Below are 25,361 nucleotides of genomic sequence, written 5' to 3'. Positions count from 1 at the left end.
GCATTGTTTTACGGGCCGCCCTCGTCTTCGCCACAAACAATGTTATCCTGACCGTTGACCCCCTGCGGTCGAAGGATCGAAAGGAAGTTTCGGCGGATGACGCAATTCCGGCAGGATGAAACGCCAAAACCGCAGTCGTTCGCCAGGATGCTGGCGGCGAAGCGATTCCTCGCCCGTTTTGTTCTTTTGGCCGAAGAGCTGCTGCCACGCATGCTCGTCCCCGCCTCGCTCGTTCTTCTGTTTCTCTCCGCCGGCTGGGTCGGCCTCTTTCGGGCTGCGCCGTTCTCGCTGCATGTCGCCCTTCTTCTCGCTTTCGTCATAGGGCTGTTCATCTCCCTGTTGCCGCTGACCCGCATTCGCTGGCCCGAAACGCCCGAGGCGGACCGGATGCTGGAGGAGCGCAACCGGCTGCCGCATCAGGCGATCCGCGTCCAGGAAGATGCACCCGCGACGGAGGGCGCGTTCGGCGCCGCACTCTGGCGCGAACATCAGGCGCGTATGGCGCGTATGGTCAGGGAACTCGACACGGGTCTGCCGCGCCCCGATATCGCACGGCATGACCCGTGGGCGCTGAGGGCGGTCCCCGTCCTCCTTGCCTGCGTCGCCTTCGCCTATTCCTATTCGAATCGCGCCGGACTGGTTTCGGATGCCTTCCGCCTGCCCGAGCAAGAGGCAGCGACGGCCGACATCCGTATCGATGCATGGGTGACACCACCCGCCTATACCGGCCGCGCACCGATCTTTCTTACGGGTCGACAGGACGCGACGGCCCCGGCCGAGGACAAGGAGCAGGATCCGCAGGAGAAGCCTCAGATCACGATACCTCAGTTCAGCGATCTTACGGTCCGGATAACCGGCGCCGGGGCCGAGGAACCGGTCAGCTACGCAGCCGCGGGCGACGAACCCTTGGTTATCCCTCAGTCGGACGCCAAGGCGGAGACGACATCCGGGCCGGAAAAAGCCAAACCGGAAACGCCCCAGGCAACTCCCAATGCGGTCCGCAATCATGTTTACAAGATCGCCAAGGACGGAACGCTCTCCGTCGGCGGCCAGAGCTGGAGCTTCAAGATCACGCCCGACAGCGTGCCCGACATCGCTTTCGACGGCGAACCGCGTCCAACGGTCAATGCAGCGCTCGACATCAGCTACCTCGCCCATGACGACTACGGCATCGCGCAGGCCTGGGCCGAGATAAAGCCCATCGAGGAGCCCGCGAAGGACGCCCATCCGCTCTACGGCCCTCCCGAATATCGCCTCGATCTGCCGCGGCGCAATGCCCGTGAAGCAAAGGGTACCACGAGCCGCAATCTGAGTGAGCATCCGCTTGCCGGAAAGCGCGTGAGCATCACGCTCGTCGCTCGTGATGCAGCCGGCCAGGAGGGACGAAGCGTGCCGCAGGAGATCGTTCTGCCGGCCCGCCGATTCTTCGAACCCCTCGCCGCTGCCGTCGCAGAACAGCGCCAGGTCTTCGCGCTCGACGCCAACCAGTTGCCGCGCGCGATCGATCTCAACGATGCGCTGACGCTTTATCCCGAGGAGACGATTCCCAATGCCACCCACTTCCTGCTGCTGAAATCGGCACGCACGCGCATGCAGCTCGCCCGGAACGACGACATGCTTCGCGACGCCGCCGACCACCTGTGGGAAATCGCGCTCGGCATCGAGGACGGTGACCTGTCGCTCGCTGACCGGCGGCTGCGCGACGCGCAGCAGGCGCTGTCGGACGCGCTCGAACGTAACGCCTCGGACGAGGAAATCGCCCGGCTGATGGACGAGCTTCGCCAGGCGATGCAGGAATATATGCAGGCGCTCGCCGAGCAGGCCGCGAAGAACCCCGCCGTTGCCGCCAATCCTGAGATGAACAACGTGCTGCGCCAGCAGGATCTGCAGAAGATGATGGACCAGATCGAAAATCTGGCCCGCTCCGGCGCGCGCGATCAGGCGCGGCAGATGCTTTCCGAACTGCAGAGAATGATGAACAATCTCCAGGCCGGACGCATGCAGCAGATGGGCGAGCAGAACAACGCCATGCGGCAGCAGATGGACAAGCTCGGCGAGCTTATGCAGCGGCAGCAGCAGCTGATGGACGAAACTTTCAAACTGGACCAGGCACTACGCGACCGGATGCAGCGCGGCGATCCGCTCGAAGGCGAGGACGAGGAACTCTTCGGACAGGACATGCCGCAGGATCCGGGGCAGCGGAGTGACCCCAACGGCCAACCCAACCCCATGGACGATATGACCGCCGAGCAATTGAGGGAAGCTCTCAAGCAATTGAGAGAGCAGCAGGAATCGCTTGGCAAGCAACTCGGCGACCTGCAGAAGGGTCTCGAGAATTTGGGCATCAAACCCGGCAAGGGCTTCGGTCAGGCGCAGCGCGAGATGGAAGGTGCCGCCGGCGCTCTCGGGAAGGGCCAGGGCGAGCAGGCGGTCGGCAGCCAGGGCCGGGCCCTGCAGGCCCTGCGCGAGGGAGCGCAGGACATGATGAACCAGATGCAAGCCCAGGGACAGGGACAAGGTCCCGGACAAGGCGTTCCGCAATATGGTCAGAACGGACGTGACCCCCTCGGCCGCCGACAGCAGAACGCCGGTCCCGATTTCGGCGATCAGGTCAAGGTGCCCGACGAAATCGACACGCAGCGCGCCCGCCAGATTCTCGAAGAGATCCGTCGCAAGTTGGGTGACAGCCTGTCGCCGGAACTGGAGCGGCAGTATCTCGAGCGGCTGCTCGACATGCGATAATGGGTCTGCGGGACGTGGGGTCGCGCGGCCTCTCCGAAGCCCCTCTTCCCGCGTCCCGCATCAAAAGTTTACGAACGGCGTCAGGCGGCCAGCGCGAGCGCGACGGCCTTGCGAATGTCGGGCAGTGAAAATGGCTTCTCGATGACGTCGACGACCTTGCCGGAGAGGTCGTCGGCACGCTCGCGTTGCTCGGCGTAGCCGGTCATCAACAGGATTTTCAATGCCGGAAAGGCAGCGGACGCCTGATGCGCAAGCTCGATGCCGTCCATGACCGGCATCCGGATATCGGATAGCAAGAGATCGAACGGCTGATCGCGAAGGCAGGCAAGCCCATCGGCTCCGTCCCCGGCTTCAACCGTTTCGTGCCCGTCGAGCCGCAACGCGCGCGCCACGAACGAGCGCAGGCCGTCTTCATCCTCGGTGATCAGGATTTTCGCCATCATGGCCTCCCGTATTATTTCTGCGGGGAGCGGCGCGGCGATTGGATGCCATTGACGCTCCATTGGATCTGCGTATCGTCCGCCGCCTCATGCGACCGCGATACGTCTTCCAAACAAACAGCTTTTCGTTTGATTCCGGTAAACGCGATAGGAGGCATTTTAATCATTCAGCACGCCGGAACGATCCCCCGTGATGGGGCCACGACAGAAACGGCGCGCCCGGTTACGTTGCGTCGCCGGTCACAACCCCGACGAACGGCAGTTCGCGGAACGCGTAGGCCACATCCATTCCGTAGCCGACTACGAAATGATCCGGGCATTCGAAGCCGACATAGTCCGCTTCGAGATCGACGCGGCGCTTCACCCGCTTGTCGAGCAATACCGCGATCGTGACGTTTCGTGCGCCGCGCTCCAGAAGCAGGTCCTTGGCGAAACGCAGGGTGCGGCCGGACTCCAGAATATCGTCGATGAGGAGTACGTCGCGATCACGCACGTCGCTGTCGATATCCTTGGTGATCTTGACGCCCTTGGATTCGGTCCCGGTTCCGTAGCTCGAAAGCGTGATGAACTCGACCTCCGGAGCAAGGCCTGCCGCATGCATGGCGCGGATCAGATCGGCCGCGAAGATGAAGGAGCCCTTCAGGATCGAGATGACCAGGAGATCCTTGTGCGGCCCGCGAACGATATCGCCGGCCATTTCCTGATTTCTCTCCGCAATGGTTTCGGCGCTGTAGAGGACTTCGATATTCTTGCCGCGGACGACGGGCATACGGGTATCTCCATTCGCAAGGAAGAACACCGGCCTTCCCTTCTTCAGCCGCGCTTAGCACATTCAGCGATCGGAAGCACCGCCTTTTCCGCCCTCCATCGGCAACGGGTGCATGTCGGCCCGTCCGTCGCCCCCGAAACCGGCGATCAGCAGGAAAACCGTAAGTCCGAGAAAGGCGGCCAGGCCGGCAAAGCGCCGGGGCGACATCGCATCGATCCTGGTCCCGGCCGCGACCAGGATCCGCCGTGCTGCCCTCCGCATTCCCGGGGCGGTCGCCGCGCCGGCCTTCGGCCGGGCGCCGGCCCGGCGGTTGTCGTTGAACACCGGATACGGGCTGCGCCGTGCGGTCGGCGCAACCGTTTCGAACTCGACATCGATATAGTCGAGCCGCCTCGGCTGAGCGGCGCTCGAACGCGAGGCGCGCTCCGGTGGAATGAGGTCGATGCCCGCGGTCTTTGCGCGAAATGCCTGCATGGGCGCTCCCCGAACGCGGCGCCGGACGTCTTGCCTGCAGCGCCGTACGTCTTCGCTCGATGCACATGCCATCCGCGATGGATGCAAGGCATTGCTTCGAATCCTGACGAGACGTAAACCGAAATGGTTAATCTTTTGAAAACGAGGCCGCGAAAGCGGCGTCTTTTCATGGAACGTTAACCCTTGCTTAACCATGGTGTCACGCACGGTTTTGCCTTGGCAGAAGCGCAGTCCTACTGCATGTTCCTGAATTCGGAGCCGGTGCAGGCAGACATGCGGTGCTTCAAGTGCTTCACCGCCCGTCGCGCATCTGATAGACGGGTGGAGCTGCGATAATCCGGCCTTCGGCGGATTTGGCGAGGGTCGTGACGAGAGACTGGGCTGTCCCATTGATTCATTTTGAAAACGTCGGCTTGCGCTATGGCATGGGACCGGAGATCCTCCGGGACCTGACATTCGATATCCCGCGCCGTTCCTTCCAATTCCTCACCGGTCCGTCAGGCGCCGGCAAGACGACGCTGCTCCGCCTCCTCTTCCTGTCGCTCAAGCCGACGCGCGGCCTCATCCGCATGTTCGACCGCAACATCTCCTCCATTCCCCGTGAGGAGTTTCCGATGCTGCGCCGTCGGGTCGGCATCGTCTTCCAGGACTTTCGCCTGCTCGACCACCTGACGACCTATGAAAACGTCGCCCTGCCGCTCCGGGTCCGCGGCAAGGAGGAGTCGAGCTACCGTTCCGACGTGCTCGAACTCCTTAAATGGGTCGGACTCGGCGAGCGCATCAACGTGCTGCCGCCCGTGCTCTCCGGCGGCGAGAAGCAGCGCGCCGCCATCGCACGGGCGCTGATCGACCGGCCGGAGATCCTGCTTGCCGACGAGCCGACCGGCAACGTCGATCCGCCTATGGCGCGCCGATTGCTCAATCTCTTCATGGAACTCAATCGGCTCGGGACCGCGGTGGTGATCGCCACGCACGACCTGTCCTTGATGGATCAGGTCGAGGCCCGGCGCATGATCCTGTCACAGGGACGGCTCGACATCTATGAATGAGAACCGCGTTGCCCGCCGCGAGCCTACCCCTCCGCCGCAACAACAGCAGCGTCGCAGCGAGATGCGCGTGCGCCCGACCGGGCCGATCGTGCCTTCGGCCAACGTTTCCGGCCACGCGCTCATGTGCGTCATCGCCATCATGTCCTTTCTGGCCTGCCTGACCCTCGGCGGCGTCAGCATGGTGCGCGCGACCGCCCAGAGCTGGCAATCACAGATCTCCCGCGAGATCACCATCCAGATCAAGCCGGACGACAACCTCGACATGGAGAGGGCTCTCGCCGACGCCCGTGATCTGGCCCTGACCTTCAACGGCACGACAGGCGGCACGATCATCGACCGCGCTGCGACCGCGCGCCTCCTGGAACCGTGGCTCGGTGGTGGACTCGACCTGAACGAACTGCCCGTGCCGCGGCTCGTCGTCATCACGATCGACGAGAGCAATCCCCCCGATTTCGCCGCGATGCGAAAGGCGCTCACCGAAACGATCCCGCAGGCCTTTCTCGATGATCACCGCACCTGGGTCGATCGCCTGGTTGCGATGGCGAGCACGACCACGATGATCGGCACCGGCGTCCTGGTACTGGTCTTCTCCGCAATGGTGCTGACGGTGGTTTTCGCCACCCGCGGCGCCCTTTCCGGCAACCGTCACATCGTCGAGGTCCTGCATTTCGTCGGGGCGGAAGCGAGTTTCGTCGCCGCCGAATTCCAGAAGCACTTTCTCCGAATCAGTCTTAAGGGCGCCGGCGCCGGCGGCCTTCTCGCTGCGCTCTCCTTTGCGCTGGCGAGCTTCTGGCAGTCGCAGACGCTTGCAACCCCTGAAACGGATCAGGCGACCGCTCTGTTCGGTACCTTCGCCATCGGTTACACCGGCTATCTCGGCATCTTCGCCATTATCGTCGTGATTGCCCTGCTGACGACCTTGACGGCGCGCCTTACAGTCATGCGGACCATCTACGAAATCGACCTTATCCGATCCGATCCGGGCCGGACCGACACCTTTCAGGGTTGAAATCGGCCGGAAGACCATGAATTGCCCGCAATCGATCTATTCCCTGCCGCAATCTGCGGCTATGTGATGGGAATCATGAAGGCGGGAGAACTACGCGGGAGCGGGATGGCCGAAAGGGGCAAATGGCTGGAGAGGGCCGCGCGCCGTCGCCAGTCCCGCAGCCTGTTGCGCAAAGTGCTGCGCCGCGGCTTCTTCGTGCTGCTCGCCTTTCTCACCATATTCATCGCCGGCTTCCTGCAATTCGCCGACACCGTCGCCTCGCTGCAACCGCCTGCCACTCCGAAAGCGGATGCGATCGTCGTGCTGACCGGCGGCTTCCAGCGAATAGACCAGGCTGTCGATCTCCTGAAACTCGGCGCCGGAAAGCGGCTCTTGATTTCCGGTGTTCATCCATCGACGACACGTAGCCAGATCCGGCGCAATACGCAGAGTTCGGCCGACCTGTTCAAATGCTGCGTCGATATCGGTCGTGCGGCGATCGATACGATCGGCAACGCCACCGAAACCTCGCAGTGGATCCGCAACCGAGGTTATCGGACGATCCTCGTGGTGACGAACAATTACCACATGCCGCGCAGCCTGCTGGAACTGCGCCGCGCCAGGCCCGAAACCGAATTCATTGCCTACCCGGTCGTCAATTCGGATCTCAAGACGACCAACTGGCTGCGCAATCCGCTGGTGCTGAAGGCCATTCTGCTCGAATACGGAAAATACTCCGTCGCCTCGCTGCGCGATGTGATGGGCGCCCGCTGGACGAACGGCCTCAGGACGGAGCCCTTGCCTGTTGCGCCGGCCGGGCAATAGCGCCGCCGGAGAAAGGCGCTCCCGTCGCGAGGCTGTTTTCCTCCGCCGCATATTCGTGTAGGCAGCGTGTCGCCCCCGCACCCGCACCCGAGAGTCTGCCTGATGATCATCCTGCGTTCGATCCTCTTCAATCTGGTCTTCTACGTTAACCTGATCGTGCAGATGATCGTGCTGACGCCGTTCTATTTCCTTGTGCCCCGCAAGACGGCCTGGTTCGTGCCCAAGAACTGGGCGCGCAGCAACCATTGGCTGCTCGCGAAGATCGTCGGTACGACCTTCGAGATCGAGGGCCTCGAGAACATTCCGAAGGGCGCCTACATCTTCGCGCCGAAGCATCAGTCCTTCTGGGATGCCTATGCGCTTCTGCCTTGGCTCGACGATCCCTTCTATATTCTCAAGCGGGAACTCACCTGGATACCTCTGTTCGGCTGGTACATCGTCAAGCAGCGCATGGTTCCGGTGAACCGCGCCGCGCGCGGCAAGGCGATGACAGAGGTCATGGACCGCACGAAAAACGAGATGGCGACCGGGCGTCAGTTGATCATCTATCCCGAGGGGACGCGCCGCCCGCCCGGCGCACCGCCGGAGTACAAATACGGCATTGCCCGGCTCTATCGGGATCTCCAGGTGCCGGTGGTTCCCGTCGCGATGCATCCGGGGCTGTTCTGGCCGCGGCGCAAGTTCCTCCGTTTCCCTGGCCACTTCAAGGTGCGTGTCCTCCCGCCGATCGAGGCCGGGCTGGATCCGGACGCATTCCTGGCGAAGCTGGTGGAAGTTACCGAGGCTGCGAGCGACGACCTCCTCATCGAAACCGTGCGGGCCAATCCGCACCTGCCGTTGCCGCCCACCGCTGAACAGCGGCTGCGCGAACTCGGGGCACGGTAGCCTCCCTTCAGGCCCGGACGGACGCAGCTCCGCCGGCCGTCAACTTCGCGGCAACTTCCTCCAGCCAATGGTCGCGGATCCCCATTTCGCGAAGATGTTCGAGCGTATTGAGAACGTATTCGCTGTTCGGCCCGGACTTGCCGGCGGCGACGGCGACCGTCGCGGCCGCCTCCTCCGCGCTCAGCGCACCGGCATACTGGACATGGCAGCGGTCGATCACATAGGTCAGCGCGGGCACGCGGTGTCCGCTGGAAAGTTGCACCGGCATGATCCTTTCCTTGTAGACGTGCGTGACCAGCTCGCGTTCGCGCAGGTAGTCGATCACCTCCGCCTTTTGCGCAGGCGCCACGCGGAATGCCGTCCCGATGCAGGAGCCGCCATAGTCGAGCCCGAGCACCAGGCCGGGGTGCCGTTCGGTCCCGCGGTGAACCCAGGAGCGCACGCAGAGGGATCGGCGGTAGCCGAAAGCGCGCGCCGTCAGCTTCTCCTCGAAGCGAAAGCCCGGATTCCACATCAACGACCCGTAGCCAAAGACCCAAAATTCGTCCATATCCGCTGCCATTCAAACATGCCGCCGGCCGGCCACCGAATCAGTCTACCGAATCAGTGTTCGACGCTCCTGCGGCGTACCGAAATTTTTACTGCATAATTCCCGGGACCGTACCGGTCGAAGGACAAAATTGTGCAGCAATTCTCTTGCAATCGAACTGGTCGCGCCGATAGCCCGTGTCGCGATTGCGGATGAAGGTTAGTTCGCCGCATGGGAGTCGGCCACGCGAAACGCCCTCCCGGCGGCAAGAGCGAGATGAGGTTCAGGTCGACCCGACCTGAAACCGTCGTGATCTAGTGTGGAGTACCCGACAACATGACTGTGACCGCCGTCGCCAAGCCATCGCCTACCGGCAGGAAGTTCTTGTGGCTGGCAGCAGGTATCGTGTTCGTGATCGGCCTTTATTCCGCCGGTTGGTTTCTCGCCGCCGACCAGATCCAAAGGCGGCTGACCGCCTATCTGACGAAGGGGCAGGCGATCGGCTTCAGCGGCGAATGCGCCGAGATGGAGGTGCGTGGCTTTCCCTTCCGCCTCGGTTTGTTCTGCGACAAGGTTCGCCTCGACGATACGCGCCGCGGCGCCTCCGCGTCCTTCGGCGCCCTGCGAACGGCGGCGCAGGTCTATCAACCCGGCCGTGCGGTCCTCGAGCTCGACGGCCCCGCCGAAATCCGTGTTTCTCCCGGCGTCACCGTTTCCGCCGACTGGACGCTGCTCCGAGCAAGTGTCGCGGCGACCCTCTCCGGCATCGACCGGACCTCGGTGGCCTACGACAATCTGACCGGCACCGCGCGCTCTCCCCTGACGGGCGAAGGCCTCGGCTTCGGCGCCAGCCATGGCGAGCTCCATCTGCGCCAGAACGACGGTAACCTGGACGCGGCACTCAGCATCGAAAAGCTCGACCTGCGTCCGGACCAGGGACCCAGTCTTGCCGCACCGGCCGATGTCGCAATGGACCTGACCGTTACGGACAAGGCAGAATGGCTTCAGGCGGGCGCTTTGCCCCCCCATATGCTCCGCGGCACCAGAGGCGAGTTGCGGCAATTGACACTCGATGCCGGCTCCGGAATGAGCGCAAAACTCACCGGGCCCTTTTCGGTGAATGATCAGGGGCTGATTTCGGGGGAATTCTCTCTCACGCTTGCGAATATCGACGCCTGGCGGGAAAACTTCGTGAAGATCGCTCCGGACGAAACCGACCTGATCGACAACGTCGCCAACATGTTGAAGGCGCTTGCCGGCGGCAAGAACGAAGCGACGGTCAAACTGAACGTCCGCGACGGGACCGCCTTCCTCGCCTTCGTTCCGATCGGTATGCTGCCGGCTCTGTGAGCGACGGTCTTCGCAGCCGACTTCCCGCAGCCTACTTCTGATCCATCGCGTGCCGGCCGAAATCGGGCATGGCGGTGTCCTGACCGGCCTGAACGATCGAGCGGCGTATCGCCCGCGTGCGGGTGAAGAGATCGAAGAGCTTGTCGCCGTCGCCCCAGCGGATCGCGCGTTGCAGGGAGGCGAGATCCTCGGAGAAGCGGGCGAGCATTTCCAGGATCGCGTCCTTGTTGTGCAGGCAGACGTCGCGCCACATGGTCGGGTCCGAAGCGGCAAGGCGGGTGAAGTCACGGAACCCCGAGGCCGAGTATTTGATCACTTCGGACTCGGTCACCGTTTCCAGGTCGTCCGCGGTGCCGACAATGTTGTAGGCGATGATATGCGGGAGATGCGAAACGATCGCCAGCACCTTGTCATGATGTTCCGGATCCATCTCGTCGACCATCGATCCGAGCGTTTCCCAGAACAGCCTGAGCCTGGCGACCGCGTCTTCGTCCGTGCCGGCCGGCGGCGTCAGAATGCACCAGCGCCCGCGGAAGAGGCCCGCAAAGCCGGCATCCGGGCCGGAATGCTCGGTACCCGCGATCGGGTGACCGGGCACGAAATGGACGTCCTTGGACAGGTGCGGCGCCATCTGCGCGATGACCGATCCTTTGGTCGAACCGACATCGGTGACGATCGCACCGGGTTTCAGATGGGCTGCGATCTCGGCGGCGACTGCGCCGGATGCCCCCACAGGCACCGACACGATGACGAGATCCGCGCCCTCGACAGCCTCGGCCGCCGAAAGCGTGTAGCGGTCGCCGAGGCCCAGCTCGCCGGCGCGCTTCAGCGTCGCTTCGCTGCGCGTCGTGACCACGATCGTACCGGCGAGCTGCTTCTCGCGAATGTCCCGGGCGATGGACGATCCGATCAGGCCGATGCCGATGAGGGCGATGGTTTCGAACTGCTGAGCCATCATTTCCGTCCCATGAATTCAGTCAGTGCCGCGACCACGCCCTCATTCGCTTCTTCCGAGCCGATCGTCATTCTCAGCGCATTGGGGAAACCGTAGGCGCCGACGGCGCGCAGGATGAAGCCGCGGCTCGTCAGATAGGCATCCGCGTCGCTGGCCGACATGCCCGCTTCCTCAGGGAAGTGAATCAGCACGAAATTGGTGACCGAGGGGGTGACGCGCAGGCCGATATCCGTCAGCGCCTGACCGACCTTTGCCAGCCAGGTGTGATTGTGGTCAGCCGCCGCGGCAACGAGGGCCTGATCGCGGATCGCCGCGGCACCGGCGGCGATCGCGGGCGCGTTGAGATTGAAGGGACCGCGGACGCGGTCCAATGCCTCCACCACGTCGCGCGGCGCGTACATCCAGCCGATGCGCAGACCGGCAAGGCCGTAGATCTTCGAAAAGGTTCGGGTCATCACCACGTTGCGGTTGGACGAAACGAGCTCCAGTCCCGCCTCGTAGTCGTTGCGCCGTACATATTCCGCATAGGCCGCATCGAGCACCAGCAGGACGCCGGCGGGCAGGCCCGCATGCAGACGCCGGACCTCCTCGACGGGGATATAGGTGCCGGTCGGATTTGCCGGATTGGCGATGAAAACGATCTTCGTCCGCTCGGTCACGGCCGCGAGTATCGCATCGACGTCGACACGCTCCTCCCTCTCCTTGACCGTGACGGGTATCCCGCCCGACGCGGTGATCTGGATCCTGTAGACGAGAAAACCGTGTTCGGTGACGATCCCCTCGTCCCCGGGGCCGAGATAGGTATGGCAGAGAAGACCGAGCAGTTCGTCCGACCCGTTGCCGCAAAGGATGTTGGCGGGGTTGAGCCCGTGAACCGCCGCGATCGCTTCCTTGAGCGCATTCGCCTGACCGTCCGGGTAGCGTTCGAGATTGAAAGCCGCCTTCTGGAAAGCCTCGACCGCGCGCGGGCTCGCGCCGAGCGGCGTTTCGTTCGACGACAGCTTGTGAACCTTTGCGGCGCCGGGCGCATGTTCCTTGCCAGGCACATAGGCGGCGATGTCCAGGATGCCGGAACGCGGCGCAGGGCTTTTCAGGGCAAGATTCATCGGACCAGCTTTCACGGGAAGAATGCGGTCCAGCCAATACCGGGGACGGTGATATTTGTCGAGTGCGACGTGACGGCCGGTGCGGCAGGAGGCAAAGGGGTGACGGGCAGCAGACTGCGACCTACGGCGCTTTCGTTGCCCGACTGCGCGTGCTGGGCACGCCCCGCGGAGCCAGCACCGGGACGAAGACGCGGCGCGAGGCGCGTGCGGCCACCGGCAGGCCCTGATAAAGCCGCTTCTGCGCCTCGACGATGATCACCCCCGAAAAGACCGGCCAGAGCGATCGCCCGAACCGTTCCAGACCGTGGCGCAGCCGAAGGGCAAGCTTGCGCTTCGAGGGCGGAAAGAAGAGCGCCTCCGTCGTGGCGCCGGGCGTGAAGTTGGTCTCGCGCAAGAGCGCCGTCAGCTGCCCGCGGGAATAGGGCCGCCCCGAGCCGAAAGGCGTGTGCTCCATCTGTGCCCAGACGCCGCGGCGATTCGGTACCACGATGATCAGACGTCCGCCGGGCGCCAGCACGCGCCAGATCTCCTTCATCGTTTCGCGCGGGCTTTCGGCAAATTCCAGGGAATGGACCATCAATACGCGATCGATCGAGGCATCCGGCAGCGGCAATTCCTCGTCGAAGACCAGTGCCGTCGAGGACAGGTCTGCGACCGGCCAGTTCACCGCACCCTGCCCGGCCGGCATGAAGGCGAATGTCCGCTCCGTATCGGCACGGAAGCGCTCGAGATAGGGCACCGCATAGCCGAGCCCAAGGAGCCTTTCCTCGGGCAGGCGTGCCCAGATGGAAGCAAGGGCTGAGCTCACCGACTGTTCCGCCATGCGGCCGAGCTCGGAGTGATAGAATTGGCGGAGATCGACGATATCAGTGTGCATGGGCAACATGTTAGACTCCAAGCGGTAGACTTCAAGGCGAGCCTCGCTACATTCGAACCGAGCGGGACTCGCCGCTTTCCGATGCCCCACACCGATCGGAGGACCAAAACATGGCCGCGCTCGAACTCGATCTCTTCCTCTGCCGCACCGACAATTACGGTGTGCTCCTCCACGACCGGATTAGCGGCGCTACGGCATCGATCGATGCACCGGAGGAGCGGCCGATCCTCGACGCGCTCGAACGGCGCGGATGGCAGTTGACGCATATCCTCACCACGCATCACCACGGTGACCATGTGGCTGCGAATGCCAGCCTGAAGGAACGCTTCGGCCTCACCATCATCGGGCCGAAGAACGAAGCGTCGAAGATCCCCGGCATAGACAGATCCGTGGGACATGGCGAACGCTTCGACTTCGCCGGCCATCCGGTCGATGTCATCGAAACGCCGGGGCACACGTCCGGCCACGTCTGCTACCATTTGCCCGAGGACAGGCTGCTTTTCGCCGCCGATACGCTTTTCGCGCTCGGATGCGGCCGTCTCTTCGAGGGAACGGCCGAAACGATGTGGCAATCGCTGAGCCGGCTGATGGCGCTTCCCGACGACACGGCCATCTATTTCGGCCATGAATACACCCTTGCCAACGCCCATTTCGCCGTCACGGTCGATCCGGAAAATACGGCCTTGAAGGAGCGTGCGGCCGAGATCGAGGAGACCCGCTCAGATGGCGGCTTCACCGCGCCGACGACGATGGGCCTCGAAAAGCGGACAAACCCGTTCCTGCGCGCCGGCGATCCGAAGATCCGCGCGCTGCTCGGCATGGAAAAGGCGAGCGATGCCGCCGTCTTCGCGGAAATACGAAAGCGCAAGGACAATTTCTAAATGGCGACTCGGGAAATGACGGCGGCGGCTATCATTGAAACGCTGGGTCTCGCCCGGCATCCGGAAGGCGGCTGGTACGGGGAGACGTTCCGCGATGCCAATGGTGGCGCGCGTGGCCACTCGACGGCCATCTACTACCTTCTCGAACGGGGCGACCGGTCGCATTGGCACCGGGTCCACGATGCCGCCGAGGTCTGGCACTACTACGCCGGCGCGCCGCTCGCGCTCAGCATCGCCGAGCCGGGCAGGCCCGCTTCGCAGACCCGGCTCGGTCCCGACCTGCTCGGCGGGGAAAGGCCGCAACAGGTCGTGCCCGCCGGCTGGTGGCAATCCGCCACTTCGCTTGGGGAGTGGACGCTCGTCGGTTGCACCGTCGCACCCGGCTTCGACTTCGGCGCCTTCGAGATGGCTCACCCCGATTGGCGGCCGGCCGAGGAGTGAGTTCTACTCCGCCGGTAACGTGACCCTGCCCTTTCGGAAGATCATGTCCTTTGCCGCAAGCACGGCGCCGCCCGTCACCAGCAGGCAGGCAGCCACGATCCGCCAGGACGGCTCGGCAAAGCCGAACAGAATGAGGATCAGGGTCGAAAGCACCGGCGCCGCATAGCTTGCGACGCCCAGGAATTGGATGTCGCCGTTCTTCACGCCGTAGTCCCAGGCATAGAATGCGGCACCGACCGGCAACAGGCCGAGCCCCGCCACGGCGAGCCACTCGAAGGTGGTTTCAGGCCAGACCGTCGTTTCGAGTCCGAGATGGCAGAGGAAGGACAGGGCGGACGTCGCAAGGCAGAAACCGGTCACGACATCGGTGGATACCGCGTCAAAGCGGCGCGTGATCAGCGAATAGCCGGACCAGGTAAAGGCGCAGAGGAATGCTGCGCCGTAACCGAGTGCATAGGCGTCATCGAAGGCGATGCCGTTGCGCGCAACGATCAGGATCGTTCCGACGAGCCCCGCAAGGGCGCCTGCAACATGATGCCAGCGAAGCTTCTCGCCCGGCAGCAGCGCCGAGCCGACAACAATGAAGAGCGGCCAGAGATAGGCGATGAGCCCCGCCTCCACGGCCGGCGCATTGCGAAGCGCCGTGAAATAAAGAAAGTGGTAGCCGAAGAGACCGGCAATGCCGATGATCCACACCCTTGCCGGCTGCTTCAGAAGTGCGAATCGCTCGGGCTTCGACGCCAGGACGGCGATGCCGGGCAGGCTGCCTATGAGAAAGCACACGGCGGAGAGTTGGAACGGCGGCATCTTGCCGGATGCGGCAGTAAGGAGCGCCAGCAGCGACCACATGAGGATCGCGGTGAAACCGATCAGCGTTGCCTTGAACTTCATTCCCCCCTCCGCGGCCCTGCTGAATGCTCTTGTCCTTTGATCGTAGCCGATCAAAGGACAAAAACATGCAGCAGATCAACGTGTATACTTCGGCGGACGCGGCCAGCACCCCACCCGAATCCCACTGATCTATCGCGCTTAGGTGATTCCGGGAAGAGGGAGTGCGATTCTTGAGGCCCCGTCAGGAAAGGGCCCGGAGAATCCCGCCGGCGGGCTCAATCGCCGAAGCGCGTCGCCGAAACCGTGACCGCTCCGATCTTCGTCGGTATGCGGGCATAGACCGGAGCATAGACGTCCACTCCGTTCGCCTTCGCGTACCAGATCTCCATCGTTCCCAGGCGGCGCAGATATTCGACGTCCTCGCGGCCCTTCCGGTATCCCGCCTTCGGTACGAAGCGGATGCCGCAGACGATCACCTCACCCTCGAATCCCCTGGTTTTGAAGTTTCGCGTTCCCTTCGGAGACAGTCTTATGTCGAGCCGGGATTCCCCGTCGAAGATCGGCAGCGTGTTGGGGCAGACCCGGGCTTTTGCCGGAATGAGCAAACCGGAAAGCGGGTCCAGCACATTGCGCATGTCCCGGCTCGTGACCGGCACCCAGTTCTTCGGCAGTGGATTACGCTTCGGAACCATGCTTGCGCGCACGACATTGCCGTTTCGGAAGCTCACATTGATGGCGCGGCCCTTCCGGCCGCTGCGGTAGGACATGGAATATTCGCTTGCCCGGAGATGGTCGCGGTCGATTACTCCGGAGACGCGCGTCTGCCCCGTGGTGCGGCTGATGATATCCACGAGGCCCGCCGAATTCAGGGTTCCCGAAATCGTGTAGCGATTCTTTTCGACCTCGGTGTGGAACGATGCGCGCGCCAAAGGCAGGCCGGCGAGCGCGATGCTGTAGTCCGTCTGGTGCGAGACTTCCGCAGCAAGCGGGGCTGTGGAAAACATCATGGCGGCCAGGAGTGCCGGCGCGCGAAAACCAATGCACAACTTCATGCCCGAAAGCCCCATTCTCTCCTGCATGGCCCTGATACCGGACCGGCTCAAACTCCATGCAGCGGTTCACAGTGTTGCAGCGACTTGCCGATCCGAAGACAGCCGGCGCATTTATGTCGCAATCCCCCGGAATGCAGGCGGTTTGCGGCATAAATGCGCCCGCTCGAAATCTGGCGCAGTCCTCATGGAAAAGATAGCGCATCGGCCGCTCTCTTGGAATGCGTCTTGCGCGCCGGAACGGCCGTCCTTATGAGTGCAGAACAGGCCAAATCGCCCCGATCGCTCGGGAATGCAAAGGTTTGACTTGACTGGCGGGCCACCTGTGACTATAGAACCGCGACTTTCCAATAATGGCCAACAGGAACGCGGCCTGGGCTCTAGGCCCGCTACCGCATTGTCCGGCGGCGATAAGAGAATAGGTGTACCATGTCCCGTAGTTGCGAATTGACCGGCAAGGGCGTCCAGTCGGGCAACAATGTCAGCCATGCCAACAACAAGACCAAGCGCAAGTTCCTGCCGAACCTGTGCAACGTCACGCTGATTTCCGATGCTCTCGGCCAGCGCTTCCGCCTGCGCGTTTCCGCTGCGGCTCTCCGTTCGGTCGAACACCGCGGCGGTCTCGACGCCTTCCTGCTGAAGGCCGACGAAAACGAGCTCAGCATGCGCGCCCGCCTGCTGCGTCGTCAGATCGTCAAGAAGGCTGCCGAAGCCGCCTGATAGCGCCGGTACTTCTGCCGAGATCTTGAAGAGGCTTGCGGGTTTGCCCGGCAAGCCTTTTTCTCGTGTCGTCCATCGCCGCGCAAGCACCTGCCTGCGCATCCGTCAACTGGTGGCATAACCCAGGATAAAAAAATGCTGATCAACCGTACGTTCTACCTTTATGTGGCGCTGATGACCTTCGTGGTCGTGGCGTCGAACTTCCTCGTCCAGTATCCGCTCCCCGGTTCGATCGCCGGGATGCAACTGGGCGACCTCCTGACCTGGGGCGCCTTCAGCTATCCCTTCGCCTTCCTCGTCACAGACCTGACCAATCGCCAGTTCGGGCCGCGAATCGCGCGCCGCGTCGTCGTTGCCGGCTTCGCGGTCGCCGTCATGCTCTCCGTTCTCGCCGCGACGCCGCGCATCGCGATCGCCTCCGGTTCAGCCTTCCTGCTCGGCCAGCTTCTGGATATCTCGATCTTCAACCGGCTCAGGCGCCAGACCTGGTGGCAGGCGCCGCTCGCGGGCTCGCTGATCGGTTCGGCCCTCGATACGGCGATGTTCTTCTCTTTCGCCTTCGCCCCGTTCTTCGTGTTCTTGGGTGCGAATGACGGCTTTGCGCTGGAAACCGCGCCCGTTCTCGGCCTGCTCAGCGTCGACGCCCCCCGCTGGATTTCCTGGGCGCTCGGCGATCTCGCGGTGAAGATCCTCTGCGGTATCGTCCTGCTGCTTCCCTATGGCGCACTGATGAGCGTCGTCAAACCCATGCCGGCGGCAAAAGCAACCGCCTGAAACCCTCAGAGCACTTCCGCATGCGGAAGTGCGTGGTTCAAAGCATTGGAGCGGCGGGGCATTCGGCCCCGTTTCACTTGATCAGCCGGAACTCGAGCATCAGGTTTCGCTCGAGGATCGAGTGGTTGTCATCCGAGACCAGGATCAGCCGGATCTCGCCGTCAGGCCACGAGATGACGTCGAGCGCCTCCATATTGTCGATCTGATAGCTCATGTCCGCTTCGAGCATGACGTCGCCGTCGACCACGGCCCCAGGTCGGATTTTCCCCGCGGCGATACGGCGAACACGCATGCCGAGACCGGAGGCGAAATTGAATCGCCGCTCGAGGAGAAGCAGGTCGCCATCCGGCAGAAAGGCGCCGTCGGTTACCGAATAGGGATCCGCGCGCACGACCGTGAAGGCGCCTTTCATCGGCCCCTCCAATATCCCCGCAAAAAGATTGTCCGCCTTGTCGACGCTGCGCTCGGAGACGACCACGGCCGCGCCGCGAAGCGGGCCGTTCTTCGGCGCGATCGCGATCGTCTCGATGCCGCCATTGCTGCGCAGCTCTTCGACGGAGAACGGCAGGGTCATCTGCCCCAGGGGACGCGCCTCGGCGAAGCCGGGAAAAGGATAGATTTCGATGCGTGGAGACTGCTCGAAGCTGACGACCGCCTGACCTTCGCGCAGGGCCAGCCCTTCGGAATCGACGCGCCATTTCTCGAGCTGCGCTTCGCCCGTCGCGTCGGTCATCGGCGTGACCTTGAGATCGGTCAGCCCTTCGAGCCCGCCGGCATCGTCGCGGATGACGGCCCCCTCGACCCAATGGCCGGTGTCCATCACCGCCACGAAGGACTGGCCGTCCGACAGGAACCGGATCGCCGACAGCGCACCGAACAAAGGGTTGGCCGACGTCATCTCGATGCCGCCCATGAACTCGAGCGCGCCGAAGACCATTTGACCGGAGCCGACCTTGAACTGGGATATCTGCCGGCTCTTGACCGGAACGATCTCGCGCGCCGGCTCCGCGCGCGCGACAGCAGCCGAAATCAGCAGGAAAAGGACGGCAAAGTTTCGGCAGAACATCTGAAGAATGACCTTACGGGTGGCCGCGGCCGGAAATCCGTTAACCGGCGCGACGTGCTCCGCCCGGGCGGCGGCGCATACTCTCGTCCTCGAAGAGCGCCGCAAGCTGATCCGTCATCGCCCCTGCCAGTTCGTCCGCATCGACGATGGTCACGGCGCGGCGATAGTAGCGCGTGACGTCATGGCCGATGCCGATCGCAAGCAGCTCGACCGGCGAGCGCGTCTCGATCTGCTCGATAACGGCGCGCAGATGCCGCTCGAGGTAATTTCCGGGGTTGACCGACAGGGTGGAATCGTCGACCGGCGCTCCGTCCGAGATCATCATCAGGATGCGTCGCTGCTCGGACCGCGCCAGGAGACGATCATGCGCCCACATCAGCGCCTCGCCGTCGATGTTCTCCTTGAGCAGTCCCTCGCGCATCATCAGGCCGAGATTGCGGCGCGCGCGACGCCAGGGCGCGTCGGCGGACTTGTAGATGATGTGACGCAGATCGTTGAGGCGGCCCGGCGACTGAGGCTTGCCGCCGGCAAGCCATTTCTCGCGCGATTGTCCGCCCTTCCACGCCTTGGTCGTGAAACCCAGGATTTCGACTTTCACGCCGCAGCGCTCCAGCGTGCGCGCAAGAATATCGGCGCAGGTCGCGGCGACGGTGATCGGGCGGCCGCGCATCGAACCGGAATTGTCGATCAGGAGCGTGACGACCGTGTCGCGGAAGTTCGTGTCCTTCTCGCGTTTGAAGGAGAGCGGCTGCATCGGATCGATGATGATGCGCTGCAGGCGGGCGGAGTCGAGATAGCCCTCTTCGAGATCGAACTCCCAGGAGCGGTTCTGCTGTGCCATCAGGCGGCGCTGCAGGCGGTTTGCGAGGCGTCCGACCGCGCCCTGGAGATGGGCGAGCTGCTTGTCGAGAAAGGCGCGCAACCGATCGAGTTCCGCCTCGTCGCAAAGCTCCTCGGAGGCGATGGTTTCGTCGAACTCCCGGGTATAGACGGAATAATCGACCTTCTCGTTGAAATCCGCGAAGGGATGGTTCGGCCGCTTCACCTCGCCGGGCGTTTCGCTGTCCTCGTCGCTCTCGTCCTGGAGATCGTCGTCGGAAATTTCCGCGCCATCCATCTCGCCTTCTTCCATCTGCTCCTCGGCAGACTGGTTTTCGTCGGCGGGCGCGGCGTCGGAGCCTTCTTCCTCGTCGCTGGCGTTTTCGTCCTGCTCCTGGCTGCGCGGCTGGTCCTCGTCGGTCTCGCTCTCCTGCTCGTCCGGCTCGTTATCGTCCTCGCCGTATTTCTCGGCGACATCCATCGAAGACAGCATGTCGCGCACGACGCGGGCGAAAGCCTGCTGGTCGTTGATCGTACCCGCCAGATTGCGCATGTCGGGACCGGCCTTCTGCTCGATGAAGTCGCGCCAAAGGTCGAGGACCTGACCAGCCGACTCCGGCGGCTTCTCCCCGGTCAATTTCTCGCGCACGAGCAGTGCCACCGCCTCTTCGAGCGGCGCGTCCGCTTGAACGTCGATGGCAGCGAAATTCGCCTTGCTGTATTTCTCCTCGAGCATGGAGGAGAGGTTGCCCGCCACGCCCGGCATCCTGAGTGCGCCGATCGCCTCGACGCGCGCCTGCTCGACCGCATCGAAGATCGCCCGCGCGTCCGCCCCTTGCGGCGACATCGTCGCATGGACCCGAGCATCGTGGCAGGCCTTGCGCAGCGCCATGGAATCGCCGAGGCCGCGCGCCACCGCCAGTTCCTGGCGGGTCGGGCGCTTGGAGAGCTCCGGCAGCCGGATGCGTTCGGCTGTCATTCCGGGCCGCTCATTGGCGAAAGCGACCTCCAGCTCCGCATCGCCGGCGATCGACCGGATGCAGCCGGAAAGCGCCCGCTTGAACGGTTCGGCGGCGTTTTCCCTCGTAGTCGGTTTCGCCTTGGAATTCGAACTCACGACAATTCCTTCTTCAACCGGATCGGCCGTTATGCGAGCACATCGATTTTCAGGCGGTCGCTTCCAGGACGATGTTGGCAGCGCTCTCCTTGAGTTCGACGCCGAAGGCGCGCTGATAATGCTCGGCGACCAGCGCCCGCTCCAGCTCGTCGCACTTGTTGAGGAAAGTCACGCGGAACGCAAAGGCGATGTCGCCGAAGATATAGGCGTTCTCGGCCCAGGTGATGACTGTACGCGGGCTCATGACGGTCGACAGGTCGCCGTTGATGAAGGCGGCACGGGTCAGGTCGGCGACACGAACCATCTTGGAGACCGTCTCGCGGCCCTTGTCGGCGACGAAGCCCTTGACCTTGGCGGAAACGATATCGACTTCCTTGTCGTGCGGCAGGTAATTGAGCGCCGTCACGATCGACCAGCGGTCCATCTGGGCCTGGTTGATCTGCTGCGTACCGTGATAGAGGCCGGTCGTGTCGCCGAGACCGACGGTGTTCGCCGTCGCAAACAATCGGAAGGCCGGATGCGGGCGGATGACGCGGCTCTGGTCGAGCAGCGTCAGGCGGCCGGAGGATTCCAGCACGCGCTGGATCACGAACATGACGTCGGGCCGGCCGGCATCGTATTCGTCGAAGACGAGCGCGACATTGTGCTGATAGGCCCAGGGCAGAATGCCGTCCTTGAACTCGGTCACCTGAAGCCCGTCCTTGACGACGATCGCGTCCTTGCCGACGAGATCGATGCGGCTGACATGGCTGTCGAGGTTGACGCGCACGCATGGCCAGTTGAGCCGCGCCGCGACCTGCTCGATGTGGGTCGACTTGCCGGTGCCGTGATATCCGGAAACCATCACGCGCCGGTTGTGGGCGAAGCCGGCGAGAATGGCGAGCGTCGTCTCACGATCGAAGAGGTAGTCCGGGTCGATTTCGGGCACATAGGCATCGCCCTTCGAATAGGCCGGAACGCGCAAATCCGTGTCGATGCCGAAAGCCTCCCGGACAGAGACCGTCGTGTCGGGGAGGTTGGAAATGTCGAGGTCAATCTTGCTCATCATAACTCCAGAGCGGACGCCCGCCGGCACCCGCGCATTCGCCTGCAGATAGTGCTTCTGTCATAATCCGGGTTGTTAGCAGAAACCAGCCTGTTTTAACAATTGGTAGGCTTGAATAACCGCCCGGAAGCGGTCTTCCGATCCCCTGTCTCCGCCATTTGCGTCGGGGTGGTGCTTCTTGACGAGCTCCTTGTATGCCGCCTTGATGTCGGCGGTCGTCGCCGAGGCCGCAAGACCCAGCGTCTCGAAGGCCTTCGCCTCGAGCGTCTTCAGCTTGCGCAGGCGCGGCTCGTGCCGTGCCTGTCGGGCGCGCGCCTCGTTGAAAAATCCGAAAGGATCTCGCATGCGCGCCTGTGCGCCGGCGGTGCCGGAGCGCATCTGCGACTGTGTCGGGCCGTTGCGGGCGCTCTTGTTGACGCCGACCGTCCAGGTCGGACGATGGCCGGTCACCGCTTCCTTCTGGTAACGGGCGATCTCGGTATCGGAGAGGCCGGAAAAGTAATTGTAGCCCTTGTTGTATTCCTTCACATGCTCGAAGCAGAACATGAAATACTCGCCCTCGGCATTGCGCCCGACGGGAGCCCGATGGACCGCCGTCTTGTCGCAGCCATCCCATTGGCACACCGGCGCGGACGGCTCCACGCGCGCTTGACCCCGGGGGCGCGTTCGGATGCGGTCGAAATATTTTGAATCGAGCTTCATGACGCACATTATGGGGTTTGCGGAGGGTCACAACAAGAATTGACAAAACGGAATGTTGCTGGCTTTGTGCGGGCATTTTGCATTGCGCGGATGATGCTGCCGCCTGGCTCCAGCGCCCGCAGCAAAACAGGGAAATGGGACTGAAAATATGTCGCTGCAACGCCGCATCGAAGAGAAGCTCATGGAAGCCTTCCATCCCGAGCGGCTGATGGTGATCAACGAGAGCGGTCAGCATGCCGGTCACCAGCCGGAATTCGACGGCGGCGGCGAAACGCATATGCGCGTCCGCATCGTTTCGAGCGCCTTTACCGGCATGAGCCGTGTGGCCCGCCACCGAGCGATAAACGATCTGCTGAAGCCGGAACTCGATGCCGGCCTCCATGCTTTGGCGGTGGAACCCGCAGCGCCGGGGGAACCGACGCGGTGGTGAAGTGCAAAAGGCAGAGGGTGCGTCGCTGAGCCGCCGTTGCGGACTTGTCTTTGAAGTGCCCTAACCCACCTGCCCCTCGTCTTCGGCCGCGCGGATGCGCAGCTTGGTGATCCGGTTCTTCACGCGCTTCATCACGGTGAAACGCTTCCCATAGAACGTGAAAGCCTGCCGCTCCTCCGGAATGCTCTTCGATTCATGGATCACGAGGCCGGCAACTGTCGTCGCCTCCTCGTCCGGCAACGACCAGTCCAGCGCCCGGTTGAGGTCGCGGATCGGCACGGAACCATCGACGACGATCGAACCGTCGGCCTCCTGACGTACGCCCTGGATGTCGATGTCGTGTTCGTCGGCAATGTCGCCGACGATCTCTTCGAGAATATCCTCCAGCGTGACGAGCCCCTGCACCTGGCCGTATTCGTCGACCACGATGGCAAGATGCAGCTTGCGGCGCAGGAAGGCATTGAGCTGGTCTTTGAGATTGGTCGAGTCCGGAACGAACCAGGGTTTCTGCGCAATCTTGACGATGTCGAGCGTCTCGGGCTCCACATTCGGCTCGGCGAGCGCCCGGAGCAGGTCCTTGGAATGGACGACGCCGATGATGTTGTCGGCCGAGCCGCGCCACAACGGCAGGCGTGTAAACGGACTTTCGAGGATCTCGCGCACGCAGGTCTGGGGCGGGTCATCGGCATTGATCGCCCGCATGCCTGTCCGGTGGATCATGACGTCGGAAACCTCGAGTTCGCCGAGATCGAGCACCCCGCCGAGCCGGTCGCGGTCAGCCTTGATGACCGACCCTTCGCGGTGGAGCAGATTGACCGCGCCGCGCAGTTCCTCATGCGCGGTGAGCATCGGCAAGTCGGAAGAAAGATTGATGCCGAAGAGATGCAGGATGCGCCGGACGATTGCGTTGACGAGGGAGGATACCGGACCCACGACGACAACGAAGGGGCGGACCAAAGGCGCAACCGCCAGCGCAAACCGGTCCGGCGACGCGATCGCCCAGCTCTTCGGCAGGACCTCGGAGAAGATGACGAGCAGTACCGTCATGGCGACGGTGGCGATCGCCACGCCCGAATCGCCGAAGAGGCCGATCAGCAGGCTCGTCGTCAGCGACGAGGCCAGAATGTTGACGAGGTTGTTGCCGATGAGCAGCGTCCCGATCAGACGGTCGCGGCGCTCGATCAGCCGGGTGACCATACCCGCCCGCTCATCGCCGTTGTTCTCCAGCGTATGCATCCGCGAGCGCGAGGCCGCGGTCAGCGCCGTCTCCGAGCCGGAGAAAAAGGCGGAAATAACGAGAAGGGAAATAACGGAAAGCAGCGACAGCCAATATTCCGTCAGAAAGCCCAGTAGCACATCGGTCATCGCGGGTGCTTTTCCGTAAGAAAGCTCAACACCTCCGAGGAGGGCACGTCGTCCGCCACGAAGGACTGGCCGATGCCCCTCGTAAGGATGAAGGTGAGCTTGCCTCCCTTCACCTTCTTGTCCTGGGCGATCGCCTCCATCAGCCGATCGGCCGGCGGCAATGCCCCGGGAATGTCGGCCAGGCGCGTCGGCAGGCCGACGATTTTCAGATGGGCCTCCACGCGCCGCGCATCGTCAGGGCTCGCGAGATTCATCCGGGCTGAGAACTCATGCGCCAGAACCATGCCGATCGCAACGCCCTCCCCGTGCACCAGCCGCTTGCTGTCGTAATCGGTGGCGGCCTCCAGCGCATGGCCGAAGGTATGGCCGAGATTGAGGAGCGCGCGACGTCCGTTTTCGCGCTCGTCCGCGGCAACGACGTCAGCCTTTGCCTGGCAGCTGACGGCAATCGCTTCGATCCGGGCGGGTCCGCCTGCAAAAACCGCCTGCCAGTTTTTCTCGAGCCATTCGAAGAACTCCGGCTTGTCGATCAGCCCGTATTTCGCGACCTCGGCATAGCCTGCGCGGAACTCGCGCGGGCTCAGCGTGTCGAGCGCGGCGGTATCGGCGAGGACGAGGTCCGGCTGATGGAAGACGCCGATCAGGTTCTTGCCGTGCGGCGAATTGATCCCTGTCTTGCCCCCGACGGAGGAATCGACCTGCGCCAGCAGCGATGTCGGGATCTGGATGAAGCGCGAACCGCGGCGGACGATACCGGCGGCAAAGCCGGTAAGATCGCCGATCACGCCGCCGCCGAGCGCGATCACCGCGTCGTTGCGCTCGATTCTGGCGCCGAGGACGGCCTCGCAAACCGGGATCAGATGCTCGAAGCTCTTGGTCTTCTCGCCTGCCGGCAGGATCAGGGAGACAGCCTCGATGCCGCTTTCCCCGAGGCTCGCTATAAGCGGTTCGAGGTAGCGGGGCGCGACGTTCTCGTCGGTGATGACCGCCATCTTCCGGCCCTTGAGCCGGGAAGCGACCTCCCGGCCTGCCGCGGCGATCAGACCGGGGCCGATGAGAATATCGTAGGAACGCTCTGCGAGATCGACGCGGACCCTGCGCTCGGCGGTTGGCATCACATGGCTGGTCATGG

At 63.3% G+C, this 25,361-nt stretch carries 26 protein-coding genes; 11 read left to right on the top strand and 15 right to left on the bottom strand.

The features are described from left to right. The first annotated feature begins 96 nt into the window (after window positions 1–96). Window positions 97–2,742, top strand: coding sequence for a TIGR02302 family protein (locus AC6CIG_RS16320; protein WP_127708916.1), 2,646 nt, complete (start codon window positions 97–99; stop codon window positions 2,740–2,742). An 80-nt stretch (window positions 2,743–2,822) separates the two neighbouring features. Here the strand turns inward: AC6CIG_RS16320 and AC6CIG_RS16315 are convergent, their stop codons facing one another. From AC6CIG_RS16315 to AC6CIG_RS16305, 3 genes are all read right to left on the bottom strand, one after another. Then, window positions 2,823–3,182 carry a response regulator gene (locus tag AC6CIG_RS16315; protein ID WP_026168803.1) on the bottom strand — a complete coding sequence of 120 codons (360 nt, stop codon included), beginning with the start codon at window positions 3,180–3,182 and terminating at the stop codon, window positions 2,823–2,825. A 223-nt stretch (window positions 3,183–3,405) separates the two neighbouring features. Further along, window positions 3,406–3,951 carry a hypoxanthine phosphoribosyltransferase gene (gene hpt / locus AC6CIG_RS16310; protein ID WP_498323015.1) on the bottom strand — a complete coding sequence of 182 codons (546 nt, stop codon included), beginning with the start codon at window positions 3,949–3,951 and terminating at the stop codon, window positions 3,406–3,408. A 63-nt stretch (window positions 3,952–4,014) separates the two neighbouring features. Continuing rightward, window positions 4,015–4,425: a hypothetical protein gene (locus AC6CIG_RS16305; protein WP_127708918.1), complete on the bottom strand. Its 411-nt coding sequence runs from the start codon at window positions 4,423–4,425 to the stop codon at window positions 4,015–4,017. Between the two features lie 425 nt (window positions 4,426–4,850). Between AC6CIG_RS16305 and ftsE the strand changes: the two genes are divergently transcribed. The 4 genes from ftsE (at window position 4,851) to AC6CIG_RS16285 (ending at window position 8,172) form a co-directional block, all read left to right on the top strand. After that, window positions 4,851–5,474: a cell division ATP-binding protein FtsE gene (gene ftsE / locus AC6CIG_RS16300; protein WP_234704940.1), complete on the top strand. Its 624-nt coding sequence runs from the start codon at window positions 4,851–4,853 to the stop codon at window positions 5,472–5,474. Next, complete coding sequence (locus AC6CIG_RS16295) at window positions 5,467–6,483, top strand: cell division protein FtsX (protein ID WP_018096914.1); 1,017 nt, start codon at window positions 5,467–5,469, stop codon at window positions 6,481–6,483. Before ftsE ends, AC6CIG_RS16295 begins: the two co-directional genes overlap by 8 nt. Window positions 6,484–6,588: 105 nt before the next feature. Beyond that, entirely contained in the window at window positions 6,589–7,287 is a 699-nt protein-coding gene (locus tag AC6CIG_RS16290; RefSeq protein ID WP_018096913.1) for a YdcF family protein, read from the top strand. Between the two features lie 102 nt (window positions 7,288–7,389). Further along, on the top strand, window positions 7,390–8,172 hold the full coding sequence (locus AC6CIG_RS16285) for a lysophospholipid acyltransferase family protein (RefSeq protein ID WP_127708920.1): 783 nt from the start codon (window positions 7,390–7,392) through the stop codon (window positions 8,170–8,172). Between the two features lie 7 nt (window positions 8,173–8,179). Here the strand turns inward: AC6CIG_RS16285 and AC6CIG_RS16280 are convergent, their stop codons facing one another. Beyond that, complete coding sequence (locus AC6CIG_RS16280; RefSeq protein ID WP_018096911.1) at window positions 8,180–8,734, bottom strand: gamma-glutamylcyclotransferase; 555 nt, start codon at window positions 8,732–8,734, stop codon at window positions 8,180–8,182. Between the two features lie 303 nt (window positions 8,735–9,037). Here AC6CIG_RS16280 and AC6CIG_RS16275 point away from each other — a divergent pair, with 303 nt between their 5' ends. Further along, entirely contained in the window at window positions 9,038–10,051 is a 1,014-nt protein-coding gene (locus AC6CIG_RS16275) for a DUF2125 domain-containing protein (RefSeq protein ID WP_127708922.1), read from the top strand. Between the two features lie 31 nt (window positions 10,052–10,082). Here the strand turns inward: AC6CIG_RS16275 and AC6CIG_RS16270 are convergent, their stop codons facing one another. The 3 genes from AC6CIG_RS16270 to AC6CIG_RS16260 form a co-directional block, all read right to left on the bottom strand. After that, the gene (locus AC6CIG_RS16270; RefSeq protein ID WP_018096909.1) at window positions 10,083–11,009 is read right to left on the bottom strand and encodes a prephenate/arogenate dehydrogenase family protein; all 927 of its coding nucleotides are present in this window, start codon (window positions 11,007–11,009) and stop codon (window positions 10,083–10,085) included. Continuing rightward, entirely contained in the window at window positions 11,006–12,112 is a 1,107-nt protein-coding gene (gene hisC, locus AC6CIG_RS16265) for a histidinol-phosphate transaminase (RefSeq protein WP_498323013.1), read from the bottom strand. Before hisC ends, AC6CIG_RS16270 begins: the two co-directional genes overlap by 4 nt. Before the next feature lie 121 nt (window positions 12,113–12,233). Then, on the bottom strand, window positions 12,234–12,998 hold the full coding sequence (locus AC6CIG_RS16260) for a class I SAM-dependent methyltransferase (RefSeq protein WP_010970111.1): 765 nt from the start codon (window positions 12,996–12,998) through the stop codon (window positions 12,234–12,236). Between the two features lie 101 nt (window positions 12,999–13,099). Between AC6CIG_RS16260 and gloB the strand changes: the two genes are divergently transcribed. Further along, entirely contained in the window at window positions 13,100–13,870 is a 771-nt protein-coding gene (gloB, locus tag AC6CIG_RS16255; RefSeq protein ID WP_018096907.1) for a hydroxyacylglutathione hydrolase, read from the top strand. Continuing rightward, complete coding sequence (locus AC6CIG_RS16250) at window positions 13,871–14,311, top strand: cupin domain-containing protein (RefSeq protein WP_437408098.1); 441 nt, start codon at window positions 13,871–13,873, stop codon at window positions 14,309–14,311. A 3-nt stretch (window positions 14,312–14,314) separates the two neighbouring features. On the opposite strand, the gene yddG is transcribed toward AC6CIG_RS16250, so the two are convergent. Then, entirely contained in the window at window positions 14,315–15,202 is an 888-nt protein-coding gene (gene yddG, locus AC6CIG_RS16245; protein WP_127708928.1) for an aromatic amino acid exporter YddG, read from the bottom strand. Between the two features lie 215 nt (window positions 15,203–15,417). Next, window positions 15,418–16,209 carry a DUF3108 domain-containing protein gene (locus AC6CIG_RS16240; RefSeq protein WP_164866804.1) on the bottom strand — a complete coding sequence of 264 codons (792 nt, stop codon included), beginning with the start codon at window positions 16,207–16,209 and terminating at the stop codon, window positions 15,418–15,420. Between the two features lie 411 nt (window positions 16,210–16,620). Between AC6CIG_RS16240 and rpmB the strand changes: the two genes are divergently transcribed. Next, complete coding sequence (gene rpmB / locus AC6CIG_RS16235) at window positions 16,621–16,911, top strand: 50S ribosomal protein L28 (protein ID WP_003527451.1); 291 nt, start codon at window positions 16,621–16,623, stop codon at window positions 16,909–16,911. A 135-nt stretch (window positions 16,912–17,046) separates the two neighbouring features. Further along, entirely contained in the window at window positions 17,047–17,685 is a 639-nt protein-coding gene (locus AC6CIG_RS16230) for a VUT family protein (protein ID WP_018096903.1), read from the top strand. 73 nt (window positions 17,686–17,758) lie between these two features. Here AC6CIG_RS16230 and AC6CIG_RS16225 read toward each other — a convergent pair whose 3' ends face one another. The 4 genes from AC6CIG_RS16225 to AC6CIG_RS16210 all read right to left on the bottom strand — a co-directional run bounded on the left by AC6CIG_RS16225 (window position 17,759) and on the right by AC6CIG_RS16210 (window position 22,443). After that, window positions 17,759–18,751, bottom strand: a complete 993-nt coding sequence (locus tag AC6CIG_RS16225) for an esterase-like activity of phytase family protein (RefSeq protein WP_127708932.1) — start codon at window positions 18,749–18,751, stop codon at window positions 17,759–17,761. A gap of 40 nt (window positions 18,752–18,791) precedes the next feature. Beyond that, window positions 18,792–20,687, bottom strand: coding sequence for a cobaltochelatase subunit CobT (gene cobT / locus AC6CIG_RS16220; RefSeq protein WP_018096901.1), 1,896 nt, complete (start codon window positions 20,685–20,687; stop codon window positions 18,792–18,794). A 49-nt stretch (window positions 20,688–20,736) separates the two neighbouring features. Next, window positions 20,737–21,732, bottom strand: coding sequence for a cobaltochelatase subunit CobS (cobS, locus tag AC6CIG_RS16215; protein WP_003527456.1), 996 nt, complete (start codon window positions 21,730–21,732; stop codon window positions 20,737–20,739). A gap of 75 nt (window positions 21,733–21,807) precedes the next feature. Further along, the gene (locus AC6CIG_RS16210) at window positions 21,808–22,443 is read right to left on the bottom strand and encodes a J domain-containing protein (RefSeq protein WP_013844827.1); all 636 of its coding nucleotides are present in this window, start codon (window positions 22,441–22,443) and stop codon (window positions 21,808–21,810) included. Between the two features lie 139 nt (window positions 22,444–22,582). On the opposite strand from AC6CIG_RS16210, the gene AC6CIG_RS16205 reads away from it, so the two are divergent. Then, entirely contained in the window at window positions 22,583–22,864 is a 282-nt protein-coding gene (locus AC6CIG_RS16205) for a BolA family protein (protein WP_018096899.1), read from the top strand. Between the two features lie 60 nt (window positions 22,865–22,924). On the opposite strand, the gene AC6CIG_RS16200 is transcribed toward AC6CIG_RS16205, so the two are convergent. Further along, complete coding sequence (locus AC6CIG_RS16200; protein ID WP_018096898.1) at window positions 22,925–24,229, bottom strand: HlyC/CorC family transporter; 1,305 nt, start codon at window positions 24,227–24,229, stop codon at window positions 22,925–22,927. After that, window positions 24,226–25,359 (bottom strand): 3-dehydroquinate synthase, encoded by a 1,134-nt coding sequence (aroB, locus tag AC6CIG_RS16195; protein ID WP_018096897.1) that lies wholly within the window; start codon window positions 25,357–25,359, stop codon window positions 24,226–24,228. Before aroB ends, AC6CIG_RS16200 begins: the two co-directional genes overlap by 4 nt. Window positions 25,360–25,361 lie beyond the last annotated feature (2 nt).

The organism is Sinorhizobium sp. GQ132 (genome assembly GCF_059758575.1).
This window is presented reverse-complemented; position numbering and strand designations above follow the sequence as displayed.